Origin of the sequence: Granulicella mallensis (assembly GCF_014203225.1) — a bacterium.
Classification (GTDB): domain Bacteria; phylum Acidobacteriota; class Terriglobia; order Terriglobales; family Acidobacteriaceae; genus Granulicella; species Granulicella mallensis_A.
In genome coordinates this window covers 257,786-270,852 of record NZ_JACHIO010000003.1, presented here as the reverse complement: position 1 = coordinate 270,852, position 13,067 = coordinate 257,786, and the positions used below count along the sequence as shown (strand labels likewise).

General features: G+C 54.5%; 11 protein-coding genes and 1 tRNA gene. 5 read left to right on the top strand and 7 right to left on the bottom strand.

The window, feature by feature from the left end; translation table 11 throughout:
- Nucleotides 1–3 precede the first annotated feature (3 nt).
- Nucleotides 4–2,364, bottom strand: coding sequence for a carbamoyltransferase HypF (hypF, locus tag HDF15_RS04420; protein WP_184253139.1), 2,361 nt, complete (start codon nucleotides 2,362–2,364; stop codon nucleotides 4–6).
- A gap of 250 nt (nucleotides 2,365–2,614) precedes the next feature.
- Here hypF and HDF15_RS04415 point away from each other — a divergent pair.
- The 3 genes from HDF15_RS04415 (at nucleotide 2,615) to HDF15_RS04405 (ending at nucleotide 5,504) form a co-directional block, all read left to right on the top strand.
- Nucleotides 2,615–2,685: transfer RNA gene (locus HDF15_RS04415), tRNA-Ala, on the top strand.
- 603 nt (nucleotides 2,686–3,288) lie between these two features.
- A complete protein-coding gene (locus tag HDF15_RS04410; protein ID WP_184253137.1) occupies nucleotides 3,289–3,789 on the top strand; it encodes a MarR family winged helix-turn-helix transcriptional regulator in 501 nt (166 codons plus the stop codon).
- 125 nt (nucleotides 3,790–3,914) lie between these two features.
- Complete coding sequence (locus HDF15_RS04405) at nucleotides 3,915–5,504, top strand: MFS transporter (RefSeq protein ID WP_184253135.1); 1,590 nt, start codon at nucleotides 3,915–3,917, stop codon at nucleotides 5,502–5,504.
- Nucleotides 5,505–5,586: 82 nt separating this feature from the next.
- Here the strand turns inward: HDF15_RS04405 and HDF15_RS04400 are convergent, their stop codons facing one another.
- Both HDF15_RS04400 and HDF15_RS04395 read right to left on the bottom strand, forming a co-directional pair.
- Nucleotides 5,587–6,198, bottom strand: a complete 612-nt coding sequence (locus HDF15_RS04400) for an HD domain-containing protein (protein ID WP_184253133.1) — start codon at nucleotides 6,196–6,198, stop codon at nucleotides 5,587–5,589.
- Nucleotides 6,199–6,266: 68 nt separating this feature from the next.
- On the bottom strand, nucleotides 6,267–7,271 hold the full coding sequence (locus HDF15_RS04395; RefSeq protein ID WP_184253131.1) for a cyclase family protein: 1,005 nt from the start codon (nucleotides 7,269–7,271) through the stop codon (nucleotides 6,267–6,269).
- Nucleotides 7,272–7,706: 435 nt separating this feature from the next.
- On the opposite strand from HDF15_RS04395, the gene HDF15_RS04390 reads away from it, so the two are divergent.
- Nucleotides 7,707–8,555, top strand: a complete 849-nt coding sequence (locus HDF15_RS04390) for a helix-turn-helix domain-containing protein (protein WP_184253129.1) — start codon at nucleotides 7,707–7,709, stop codon at nucleotides 8,553–8,555.
- Nucleotides 8,556–8,626: 71 nt separating this feature from the next.
- Here the strand turns inward: HDF15_RS04390 and HDF15_RS04385 are convergent, their stop codons facing one another.
- A complete protein-coding gene (locus tag HDF15_RS04385; RefSeq protein ID WP_184253127.1) occupies nucleotides 8,627–9,988 on the bottom strand; it encodes an FAD-binding oxidoreductase in 1,362 nt (453 codons plus the stop codon).
- 206 nt (nucleotides 9,989–10,194) lie between these two features.
- On the opposite strand from HDF15_RS04385, the gene HDF15_RS26380 reads away from it, so the two are divergent.
- Nucleotides 10,195–10,401: a TetR family transcriptional regulator C-terminal domain-containing protein gene (locus tag HDF15_RS26380; RefSeq protein ID WP_409254859.1), complete on the top strand. Its 207-nt coding sequence runs from the start codon at nucleotides 10,195–10,197 to the stop codon at nucleotides 10,399–10,401.
- 202 nt (nucleotides 10,402–10,603) lie between these two features.
- Here HDF15_RS26380 and HDF15_RS04380 read toward each other — a convergent pair whose 3' ends face one another.
- The 3 genes from HDF15_RS04380 to HDF15_RS04370 form a co-directional block, all read right to left on the bottom strand.
- Complete coding sequence (locus HDF15_RS04380) at nucleotides 10,604–11,101, bottom strand: DUF2165 family protein (protein WP_184253125.1); 498 nt, start codon at nucleotides 11,099–11,101, stop codon at nucleotides 10,604–10,606.
- 62 nt (nucleotides 11,102–11,163) lie between these two features.
- Nucleotides 11,164–11,619: an MEKHLA domain-containing protein gene (locus tag HDF15_RS04375; RefSeq protein ID WP_184253123.1), complete on the bottom strand. Its 456-nt coding sequence runs from the start codon at nucleotides 11,617–11,619 to the stop codon at nucleotides 11,164–11,166.
- Nucleotides 11,620–11,762: 143 nt separating this feature from the next.
- A complete protein-coding gene (locus HDF15_RS04370; RefSeq protein WP_184253121.1) occupies nucleotides 11,763–12,893 on the bottom strand; it encodes a glycosyltransferase in 1,131 nt (376 codons plus the stop codon).
- Between the last annotated feature and the right edge of the window lie 174 nt (nucleotides 12,894–13,067).

Genomic DNA, 13,067 nt, shown 5'->3' with positions numbered 1-13,067 from the left:
GCTTCACGCTCCTGTTCGGATCCGTTCACAAGCGATTGCGGCCTGGCCCAGTGAGATGCCACCATCGTTTGCCGGGACTACAGAGTGCAGAAATACCTGAAAGCCGTGGCGGCGTAACTGTACCACTGTCGGATGCAGTAGCACCATGTTTTGGAAGCTTCCTCCGCTGAGACAGACCCGGTCCAGCCCGCTGAAGTCGCGGATTCGGCAGCAGGTTGCAGCAATAACTGTGCTCAAGGTGTTGTGGAAGCGGGCGGATATCTCCCCGGCGGGTTTGCCGGCGGCGAGGTCGTTGACGATGGCGAGGATCGTGGCACGGAGGTCTATCGTCATGGGTTCGCCATCGTGCAGGTCGAATTCATAGCGTCCGGTGACACCGGAGAGCGCGATACTTTCAAGCGCGATGGCGGCCTGGCCTTCGAAGGTGACTTCCGAGAAGAGGTTGAGAAGAGCCGCGACGGCGTCGAAGAGCCGGCCGCAGGAGGACGTCTCGACGGTTTGGAGCTTGTTGGCGATCATCGTGTTGACGATGTCGCGCTGCTTTAGAGGGATAGCTCGGAGGCAGGCAAGATCGGGGATCTCGGGGCCGAAGGCATCGCGCAGGTAGCTGAGCGCCATGCGCCAGGGCTGACGGACGGCAGCATCGCCGCCGGGGAGCGGCAGGTAGCGCAGATGCGCGCGACGGGTGAAGCCGCCGAGATTGGCGGTAAAAAATTCTCCACCCCAGATCTTGCCGTCGGTGCCGTAACCGGTACCATCAAGCGCTACACCAATGACCTCGCCGCCCAAGTGATTTTCGGCCATACAGCTGGCGATGTGGGCGTGGTGATGCTGCACGGCGATCTTGCGCTCAATACTGGAGGCCAGCGCCATGCGGGTACTCATATAGTGCGGATGTAAATCGTAAGCGACGGCCTGCGGCGTGACACGGAAGAGACGCTTCATCTTCGCAAGCGTTTCCTCGAAGAACTGCATGGTCTCGTAATTCTGCAGGTCTCCGATGTGCTGACTAAGAATGGCATGGCCATCTCGGGTGAGGCAGAAGGTGTTCTTCAGTTCGGCGCCAAAGGCCAGTACCGATGGATGGACCGATTCATTCGCGGATGCCAGAGATAGGGTCTGGGGAGCAAAGCCTCGGGACCGGCGGAGGACACGCTCACGGCCTTCGAAGGTGCGGACGACGGAGTCGTCAACGCGCGTTGCAATCTCGCGGTTATGCAGAAGGAACCAGTCGGCGACTCCGTCGAGCTGTAGAAGTGCGTCAATGTTCGAGATCACAATAGGCTCTTCGCTGATATTGCCGCTGGTCATTACCAAGGCGGAGAAGGCGGAGTCCTCCTGCGCTGAATCGCTGAAGAGCAGGTAATGCAGAGGGGTGTAGGGAAGCATAATCCCCAAAGTGTTGTTGTCTGGAGCGACACTAAGCCCGATGCCAGGCACCTGATTCGTATCGAGACGCCGTGGAAGGATGACGACGGGGCGGCGCAGGTGACGAAGAGCGGCTTCATCTTCGGGGGTGATTCCGCACAACGCACGAGCAGCGTCGATGTCGCGGACCATTAAAGCGAATGGTTTATGCGGACGATGTTTGCGGCGGCGAAGTTCGGCGACCGCAGTTTCGTTAGTGGCATCACACGCGAACAGGAAGCCGCCCAGGCCTTTGACCGCGAGAATTTTTCCTTCGCGAAGAAGGCTACGCGCGTGACGAAGAATGGGGAGTGCATCTGTGTCTGTAAATGATTCCGGCAATGCGGCACCGCGCGGAAGAAGCGCGAGTGAAGGTCCACAGCGGCTGCAGGCATTGGGCTGCGCATGGAAGCGGCGATCATTGGGGTCAGCGTATTCAGCCGCACAGGCGCTGCACATCGTGAAGTTTGACATAGTGGTGCTGGGGCGGTCATACGGGATGCCCTCGGTGATGGTGTAGCGCGGACCACAATGGATGCAGTTGGTAAAGGGATAGCCAAAGCGGCGGTTATTTGGATCGCTAAAGTCCTGCCAGCACGCGTCGCAGGTGCCTGCGTCGGCTGGAACGAGAGCCATTGCGCCCCCCTCCTCGCGGCTGTGGAGGATAGAGAAGCCAGCGGCCCCAAACGGAACGATGTGCGAGACGGTTATTTCTTGTATATCTGCGAGTTGAGGTGGCTCCGTCCTCAGTGTCTTCAGAAAAGAATCGAGGGCGAATTTACTGCCTTCAATTTCGATAGTGACGCCGGAGGTGGAGTTGAAGACGTGGCCCGAGAGGCCCAGCCTGTGAGCTAGTTTGTAGACGAACGGGCGGAATCCGACACCTTGCACAATGCCACGCACCTGAACCTGTAGTCGAGTGATCGCTTTTGGCGGGGTTATTGCGTCCGTATCCATAGGTGACGCTTCAGCTTGCACCTTATCATCGCAGGTTGTGGTGCATGGTGTCCTATTACGATATTCCTATCCAATGGATTGCCGCGATGATGAATTGGAGCTACCCAGCCGGAGAATACGGGATGCGGTGGTTCTAAACGAACGATACTGGAAGAGGAACCTTCGTACCCGGTTCTCGAAAAGAACAAGGCTGCCCTCAACGGCCGGAACGGCGGTTTTTACCGGCTATTCCCCGCCAATAAGCCCTTTAGAATATGTAGTCGGCCGTTTCGACCCTATCTTCGCGCGGTAGAAGTCGTAGGTTCGAGTCCTGCCTCTCCAAAATTCCCAAATTCGTCGTATGTAATTTGATCGAATGGCACGCCGAGCTCTCGGAGCATCTTTGTGTAAGCCTTGATCATTCATGAGTGGATCGCAGAGGTAATACCGCTGGTCTCCGTGAGAAGACGGCGGGTCTTTCATGGTCCGCAAACGCGCCTCATGTTTCGCGGACACTTGCGTAGCATGAAAGGTGATAGGTGTTTCTTAGAGTTTTACCGATACACTCTGCCACTTAGCGTTCCCTTGCCGTTATGGTTTACTTCAGTCTCCGGAAAGCAGGGAACTGGCAGATAACTGCGATGAGATCTGTTTCTCCACGGCCAGGATCAAGAACAGAACTTCACCAAATTGTGCGCCGTAGGGGCTCCAAAAACGCCTCTCGACTCCATCTTATCCTCTTGAAAACAAACAGACTCCAACCCTTACCCGACGCCTGTTAACCGAAGGGTTGTAGGTTCGAGTCCTGCCTCAGGAGCCATAAATACCATAAGAATCTCTAAGCTATAGAGGCCATCCGAGAGATGGCCTTCTTCGTCAGTCCAGTCGTTATGGTTTTCATTGGCACAAATCAAGCCAAGCATATATCTGTATAATTAGGGGCATATGCCCAGAACTCAGGACATCCTTTCGCCGCCAGCTTCTATCGATACGCAGAATCACTGCAACTGTACTGCGTTGCGCAAGGCATCCCGACGGCTTTCGCACTTATATGACAGTGTTCTCGCGCCTTCCGGGCTGAAGTCCACACAGTATTCCATCCTCTCGGAGATCCGTCGGTTAGGCGAAAAGCCGCCGACAATGCGTGAACTTGCTGATGCGCTCGTGATGGACCGCTCGACGCTTGGGCACAACCTGCGCCCTCTTGAACGAGATCAGCTCGTCTCGTTGGAAGCTGCTGAGACGGACCGGCGTCGGAAATATGTCGTGCTGACACGGAAGGGCCGGGCCGCGTTCGCCGAATCAAATAAGCTATGGCACTCTGCCCAGGTCCTTTTCGAGACAAACTTTGGGATTGCGAAAGCGGCTGAACTTCGTGGCATTTTGCTTGGCATTGCGGCCGATGCAACTCTTACTTCGCCAACACCCAACCCTGTTACCCGCTAGAGCAAATTTTCTGTAGGTGTATAGCGAAACCGCGACATTTATAGCCGTTTTCCCCAGAAAAACGGTACTGCACGCCCGATCCAACTTCCCAGTAACAGGAAATTTGCTCTAGGTAGGACTCCGCTATGACCAAATCTCCTCGAATATCGAATTCGAAGTCTTCGGAACAGCGTAAATTCGCGATCCTGTTGACGACCTCTCTCGTCTGTTCTCTGATCATGCTCGACGCCAATATCGTCGCGGTATCGTTGCCTACAATCGCGAGATCTCTTGGCGCTTCTTTCACGGATATCGAATGGGTCGTGAGCGCTTATGTGCTTCCCTTTGCCGCGTTATTGCTGGCCGCAGGTTCTTATGCGGACCGCCATGGCAGGAAGCGTACGATGCTTGTCGGCCTGGCTATCTTTGCTTTCGCGTCAGGGCTCTGCGGGCTGACGCACTCTGCACAGATGCTCAATCTGGCAAGGGCCTTGCAGGGCATTGGCGCCAGCCTTCTGCTGACTGCGGCCCTTGCAGTCATCAATCACGCCTATGTAGGACAGGCGCGGGCAAAAGCTTATGCCTTCTGGGGTGCCTGCATTGGTATTGCTATCACGAGCGGACCGATCATCGGCGGAGCGATCACCGGCTTCCTGGGATGGCGCTGGACCTTTCTGGTGAACCTTCCTCTCTGTGCTGTGCTTTTTGTAACCTCTGTTGTGATCGTGGAGGAGTCGCGCGATCATGAGGCCAAGACGCTCGACATTGCGGGTATTTTGGCTTTGAGTTCAGGGTTGTTTCTGCTGATCTGGGCGCTGATCGACGGGAACAGCATGGGATGGGGAAACGCCGCCATCCTCTGGCGCTTCGTTACGGCTACGGGCTTGTTCATCGCCTTCGTCGTCGTGGAGGTCCGCCAAACGCGTCCGATGGTAGACCTCGCGCTCTTTGCCCAGCCGACCTTTCTGGGATCGGCCTTTGCTATGTTGGGATATGCCGGTGGCGCTCAGGTAATGATTTTCTACCTGCCAATGTACCTGCAAAATGCCTATGGATTCGCGCCCGCCAAGGCGGGTCTTGCGATGATCCCGTTTGCGCTGCCCATGTTTCTGACTCCGCGTCTCGGTGGCCGGTTGGCGAAAAGCTACTCAGGCCGCGCGCTTCTCACCTTTGGTCTCATGACGACTATGCTTGGCAACCTCCTCCTTTATGGCTTCGCACACGTTGGGATGAGCTACCCCGTCTTTCTCGTTGGCATGCTGGTGGCGGGAGTGGGTGCCGGCCTCCTGAATAGTGAGACCGCCAAAGTCATGCAAGGCGCGGTTCCCGCGCAGCGTGCAGGAATGGCATCGGGATTGGCCTCGACCACTCGGTTTGTCGGCCTGTTGTTAGGGGTCGCAGGGCTTGGCGCGGTGCTGGCCCGGGTTGTTTCGCGCCAATTCATTAGCGCAGGTGTGGCTCTCGGCCTTGAGCCAAAGTTTGTGGCCCATGCCGCGAAGCAGGTCGCCTCAGGCGACCTGACAGGAGTGATGACCGACGTTCCCGCAAGACTTCAGGCGCAGGTTCACGCTGCTGGATGGGCAGCGTTCGCGGGAGGATTTGCCGCGGCAAGCCTGGTTGCAGCCGCAGTAGCTGCTCTCACCGGACTTCTGACATATATTCTTGTTCGTTCAGTCGATACCGCGCCAGTAGCAGATGACGATCTTCAACGCACCTTGGTTGCGGTGATGGAATAGCTTGACGACCAGGGCTGTGGGCTCTCCGAGCTAAAGGTGTGAGTGATGCAGATGCGGAGCATATGGCGCGATTGTTCCCAAATCATGATTCCCAGATATCCGCGCCTGCTCCAGCTTCTAACTCCATTTCAGAGAGAAATTCTTGAACGTAGGGCAATCTCAACAGAATAAGTCTGCGTCCTTCATCGGTCTGTATGTATTCCAAAGCAACTTCAATCTTGCTCCTGTACCACCGTATCGCGTCAGAAGGCGGGAACCCCATCTGTCCGAACAGTGAAAAGACACGAGCGATACCCATCGCCGCTAGACCATCGACTTTATCGGCGTCAAACAGAATTCTTGCTTCATCTGTAGATGGCTTGACCGTACGGACGTGCTCTGTGGAATGTTCCGCAATCACCGCGAGAACTGCGTTTGCCCGATCACTCGGACAACCTGCTTGCCGCAGAATTTCCTCTGCAGCAAGCAAGCTCAATTCCACATGTTCAGCTTTCCTTCCAGCCGGTTGGTCAACATCGTGCAAGAGCACCGCGAGTTCGAGAATCTCGTAATCTACTTCTTCGATGGTTGCAGCAATTTTAAGGGCGTTCCGCATGACACGTTCTACGTGATCGAAGCGGTGTGCAACCGATTGTCTCGGATGATTTACCCGCTTGATGACCTCGCACTTAACATCATTCGTTAGCTTCGACATACTCCCTCCTCTCCAGATTGCCACAACGACCAGGCTGAAAATAGTCTTGTGCTTTTGAGTACAGGAGACTAATCATCTGCCAACTGGCGTGACGGCTTTCCGATGGAAATGGGCCGGACAGGGGATCCAGAACAACCTTCTAAGCGGAGAGGAAGTATAACGGTACAGGATATCCACACACGATCTTGAGCAAGCTCAAGAAGTCGCATATTTTGCATCTGCAAAACACCCGCTTTCACCAGATTGAAATGATGTGTTCCAAAGGGAAGACCTGCAGGCATATCTGCAGGTGGCGACGCGAGACCACTCAGTTGGCCGCCATTCACTGGATCGGTAAAGGGATTGTCCAGCCCGACCAACACGACATTCTTACTGGCAAGATACTCGGCGCCGGAGAACCCCAGTCCAGGGCCTTTCCGATAATAATCCGAGTTTTCAGCGACAGGATCCGCCCAGAATTTACCCCAGCCGGTATGGATATAGACAACGTCTCCGGCAAGTATTCCCCGTTGCGCGAGGCCTTGAGCGCGCAACATCGTCTCAATGTGCTCGGCATCAATCGAGAAGCCTGCAGATAGAGGAGCACCCGCGCCGAATTCCCGTTCTGCATCAAGAAGGATCGCGGTGGTAAAGATTGGAGGTACGTTTTCAACGCCCAAACGGACCAATCGTTTCTCAGGCGCCGGCTTCACCTCAGCCTGCGTCAGCCCGCCATGATAAGTTGCGTTAGCGAGGGGCAGTGGCTCTAGTCCGGCCCACATCTCCGGCAATACCCCAAAATGTCCGAGTGCATCTAAATGCGTGCCCTGCTGAGTAAAATCGCCAGTCAGCATCTCTTTATTTCCAACATGCCGGGTTCCCGGGATTCCCGTCGTAGGACTCGCCGCAACTTTCAATTCCTGGGCGAAGGGCGATGAAGGCATCGTGTCGCTGAGGATGTGTGACAACTCGTAGCATTGTGCTCCATCGTCTGTGAGCAATGGTGCACAGCGTGTCCACGTATCGCTTCCCAGCAGGCGCGCCATGCCCCGATCGTCAACGGGTGAGGTCGTATTTGTATCGATCTTTTCCATGTAGTTTTTTTACACGCGAAGCTGATCTGCGATGTATCTGAAATCGCCATGAGAGGGCGATTCTCGCTGAAGGGTTTGGCAGAGAAGTTTCATTTCCGGACTCACACTAAAAGTGTTCTCACCAGGGGCCTGTCGGAGAGGTTTCATTCCTGCAGATATGGCAGGAGTCGCTCGACGAAAACCGAGCAACCTCTCGATAAAGAGGGAATAATTTGTCCCTGGAGGGGTTATTTCTTGAGAGTGCTGGCAAGAAGCAATCGTCGGCAGTCCACAAGGTAGATTGCCGTCCAGATTCTTCAGGTTTGGTTGGATATGCTAAAGATTTCTGCGCGGTAGTCCGCTGGATCCAGAGAGTCGTCTCCTTATTTGTTTCATCCAATAGGAGGGTGGGTCCACACGCGTGCATCGGCCATCAAGTTGACGGAGTTTCACTGTATGAACATGCTCGATTCATCAGAAACAAGGATGAATAGTCTCAGGGATAAAGACACAAATGTGACGATCTCTGAGATTGCAGTGGGGGCTGGCGAATGGAAGACTCCAGCCTCCTCGCAAATTAGTCTCGCTATTACATTGAAGCCGACCTCGGCAGTTCAGGTAAAGCCTACTGCTCAGTATCCGAAGAATACGCCTGTTGGCAACATCTCTATCTGCCGGATGAATGATGCACGAGTCTTTGAATTCGCAGAGGAGACAGCATTTGGACACATAACACTCAACGAGGATTTGTTTGCACCCGTTCTGCAAGACTGCGGAATCAAAAGGGTCGAGCTTATGGCTCTCGACATCCTGGAAGATGCGACGCTACTTCAGATGACTACCATCCTGCTGCAACAAAGGCGAGAGTGTTTTCAGGCCGGCGCTCTTTTTCTCGACAGCATGGTTACAGCGTTATCGTCCTATCTCGTTAATAGATATTCAGCTACGCTGCCCCTGAAGCCGACCTTGACAGGCGGCTTGGCCCCGTCGACACTCCGACGCTGTATCGACTTTATTCAAGCGAACCTTACTGAATCAATCCGTCTCGACGATCTTGCCCGTGAATCTGGAATGAGCCCATCGCATTTGATCCGCAGCTTCCGTCAAAGCACGGGCAAAAGTCCATACCAATACGTCCTGGAACTACGCACCAAGAGGGCTAAATCGATGATGCGGGATAGACGCCTCGGGCTGACTGAAATTGCATTGAGCAGTGGATTTGCCAATCAGCATCATCTGTCCCGCATATTTCGTAGAGTGGTAGGCGTTACACCCAGCCGATACCGCACGAACCTTCTTGGATAACGATGGCCGAGCTGCCCGGTAGATAGCTCAAATGACATAGGAGCTATCTACCGCAACAACTTCCATGGCTGTTATTCGGACCGGTAGATTGATCCAGGTGCCGACCGAAACATATTGTTCGGGTCGTAGTGGTGCTTGACCTCGCGAAGACGCGTTGCCGTCTCTCCATAGAATTGCTCAACGCGTATTTGATCGGTGAGCAGGTTTACATAGCCGCCGGAAAGAGAGTGCGGCGCCAGATTTTGTGAAAGAGCTGTAGCCCAGTTGCGGTGTTTGGCATCCAGCTCTTCCGAGCTTTTGTCCCAGGCGGAGACGATCTCTACAAGCAAATGAGCCTTCCTCAAGGGAAAAGCAGTCGCATCCGGAGATACACGGGTTCCTTTGCCGTGAAAATCGTGAATAACAATCCCTGAGAACGGAGAGCTCATCTGTTCTGCCCCCTCAACAAGCGCGGCAATCGATTCAACATTGAAACGATCCAGGTTGCGGGTTTCAATATAGTGATGTCGGCCATTCACAACTAATGGATCAAAGATACCCATGGAATCGGCATAGCGCGAAGATCCATGACTGACCGTGATAGCGCCTTTCAGGCTTGTTATCTGACCCAGCAGGGCATCACCCTGCATCTTGTCCCCACTCCAGTGCGACGCGATAAAGAGCATCGGTTTTCCGTCCTGGCCCATTAAGAAGCCGGTCATCAAACCCAATTCATCTGGAGCATTGTCCAGTATCTCCTGATAGCGGCCCAGGGCCGTCTTAGCTTCGGATATCGGAAACAGGATAAAGGCAGCCTGAACCTCACTCAGGCGGTGTGTTCTCGTCTTAAGTGAAGCCAGTACTCCGAAGTTTCCACCGCCACCACGAATCGCCCAGAAAAGATCGGCATGATCCGATTCATTTGCCGTGACGCTTGAACCATCTGCCAGGACGACAGTCGCTTCAACAAGATTATCCAAAGCCAGACCGAACTGCCCGTTCAGAGGGCCGTAGCCACCGCCCATGGTGAAACCAGCCAGTCCAACCTGCTTGGCGGTTCCGGTGACGATAACGGTGTCATCAGGAAGCCCGGCAAGCAGATCGCCGATAGTGGCTCCTCCCTGCGATTCGACAATTTCGTTCTCTGGATCATGCCGAACATCCCGCATAGATCGCAGATCAATCACCACTCCACCCTCACAAAATGCTCGTCCGGCCCAATCATGGCCACCACCGAGAACAGAGACGGGAATTCCATAGTGTGATGCGAGAAGAACGACTTCTCGAATGTCAGATACGCCTTCGCAACGGACTAAGGCAGACGGCTTGGAGCTGATCGCTCCATTCCAGACTTTGACGAGAGATCCAAAAGACTCATCAACTGAACCATAAACTTTTCCTTCAACGTTTTCGCGAAGGTCCTGGATGAACTGATCGATTGTGGTAGTTATCATACCCATACCCTACTTACGAAGGCTTGCCCATTTGTACAGCCTATGACCATTTTGTATCTGTTCTTACCACTATTCGCCGTTGTAGAAGCGCCCGCGTGTGCTCCTTAGGCCAAATTACGGCAGGTAGCTGGCGAGGCAAGAAGTTCGTCCACATCCTCAAACCGTTTCTGCACTCCAGGGAAGGTGCGCGTGGCGTTGCGGAAACGATGCTCTATGGATGCGCCGACGTCTACAGCAATCCCTCGAATCCACGTGGCTGTCTCATCATGAACTGCTCACTGCCAGGTTCGGAGACAGCCGTCCAGGTGCGGCAGGAACTCGCATCAGAGCGTAAGGCTCGTCGGGCGAAATTGAAGAGATGTTTTCAAGAAGCCATAGCATCGGGAGATCTCCCCCGCGATTCAGATCCTTAGGAGCTAGCACGGTACGTCATGAGCATCGGATGGGGATTGGCTGTGGAGGCGCAGTCGGGTGCCAGCAAGCGAGATCTCTACCGTATCGTGGCCAGGGCGATGCTGGCGTGGCCTACCTAAATGATTTGTGATGCAAGCATCTCGAGTTGTGCGATTTCGAAGGCGCATTCATGCTCCTGGCATACCGTCGGTGCGAGTTAACTTACTGCTGAGCCTCCGTGTCCGGAAGTGCGACCAGCAGCAAGATGATCCCGAGCACAACGAATATATGAAATGCTTTGTCTTCACCATTCCAGATGTTCGATTGCCACATGAGAAACCACTCGCCACCTACGCTGATGAATGCGGTAAACCACAGAAGCATGCCCAGGGTAAGAGCGATGATCGAGTACCGCTTGGCGGCATTGAAGACGGTCGGCTGTTTGCGAACGGCACGTAGCAACTGGACAACTCCGATCCATGTCAGCAATGCGGTCGCCCCCTCCCAACCAATAATCCCGTCATAGAACATCGTTTGCACAAGCGTTGAATGGATTGCGCGCCCCATGCCACGGTTGCCCGGGAAGGTTGTGTCCATGAGGAGAACGTGATGCACGAACGCATAATTTGATCCGTAGTCTGTCAAATTATTGAAGACGACCAACGTGTAGTAGAACGCAACGGCGATGAGCAGGAATATCTTTGCTATGCGAAGACTCATTTCGATTGTCCATCCGCTCCAAGTATCTGAAAATATGTAGTGAAAGTAGCGAGTGTTCCATTTCAAAGAGGCTTCCATTGCGGAAGCATTGCCGCCTGTCCTTGATGGCTTCCGTCTTCGTCTATTAACTGCCAGACAGTTGCGTTCATAATCTGGAAGCGTGCTCCCGATTTCGCGACCCGGACGCCAGAATAACCCGTAATAAACCCGTCGAGCTCCACACGTTCCAGAAACCGTTGACGCTCCTCACGTTCCAACGGTTCGGCAGATAAACGTGTGGGCAATGCGGTGAGTTCGTCCCAGCGATACTCAAAGAGCTGCATTGCCGCTTTGTTCCCATAAATGAAGACCGCATCAGGCGCTGTATTGTGGGCGAGAACAGCAAATGGCGCATCTGTATACAGCCATCTTGCAGACTCCTCAGTGTTCAATCCACTCGGAACCAGACTTTGTCCGGTGAGACGTTCATAACTTTCAACGAGCAACTTGTGAAATGCCGGATCGAACTGCAAGTTCATGGGTTCTATTCTCCATTTGTATGTGTTTCATCGATGACAGAATTGTTGTTGTTCTTGCGTCCTTGCCATCTCTACCTGTTCCACCATAAGCGAAGCAGGCTGAGAAATTTGGTCGGAGAATCATCCAGATCAGAAAGGCTTCGTTACTTATGAACCGGATAGTTCCGATTCTTCCACTCCCCGCCTCGTCCCTGATAGAACCGCACGGCTGAACCGATTGTCGCCATCAGATAGAACAGCCCAATCACCGGGAGTAGCAATCCCCATGCGGGAGAACGCCGGTAACGCCAAAGTGTGGGTTGGAAGGCGAAGGCCATGGCGATCCAGCAAACCGCCCCACTCCAACGCAGCGCGCCAGTTGCGAAGATGCCGGCCAGTACCGGCTCAACATACACCAGCAGCATGCCGGCGCATGTTCCTATGAGGATCCAGGGAGAGTAGCCAAGCTGCACGTAGGCTGTTCGCGCAATCATCTCCCATACGTCTCTGAATCCGGCATATCTTCGTTTACTGACCACCCGGTCGCCGTGTCCAAGCCAGATTCTGAGGCCTTCACGCTTGATCTCTCGCGCCAGAGCCACATCGTCGATCAGTGCGGTACTGATTCGGTTTACCCCATCAACTTTTCGCAAGGCTTCCTGAGATACCAGCATCGTACCTCCCGCAGCCGCAGCGGTCGTTCTCCCCGGATCGTAAACCCAGCGAAAGGGATAGAGCATCTGAAAGAAGAAGACAAAGGCCGGCAGCGTAGCTCGCTCCGCAAGGCTCTCGCACCGCAGACGAACCATCTCCGACACAAGACTGAGTTGATCTCGTTCTGCACGGGAGACAAGGGAGGCCAAGTGTCCTGGTCCGTGCACGATATCGGCATCGGTAAGCAGAACATAGTCCGCCGCCAGCGTTTCCATCTGCCGCAAACCTTGCGAGACCGCCCACATCTTGCCTGTCCAGCCGGTTTTCAGCGGCTCGCCGTCCAGGACACGGAGGCGTCCGTCCGTTACCCCCAACTCACGCGCGAGGACTCCCGTTCCATCTGAGCTGTTGTCGTCTACCAGCACGATCTTTAGCTCGCCGTCGAACTGCTGAATGAGCAGAGATCTCAGAGTGTCTGCGATATGCTCGGCCTCATCCCGGGCTGGGATCACGACCGTCACTTTGAGCCGCCGAGTCGGGTGTGCAGCTCCTAGAACGGGTCCGGACCTCCAGAAAGCCCCATGCCCAATCAGTAGCCATGCCCAGATCACGACGCTGAGCAGAACAGGAATAAAAATCATAAGCTATTATCCAGTAGCCGTTGCCGACTCCGCGGGCTCATGCCCCTGGGGTATTTTGAAACGAACCCGGACGTCTTCCTGTCGCGCAGCCAGCAAACGGAGGCCCGAAGGCAAGGCCATCGCCAGCCCCGCGGTGATAAGCAATGCCGGTTAGGACTGGGCCGTTGCTCTGTA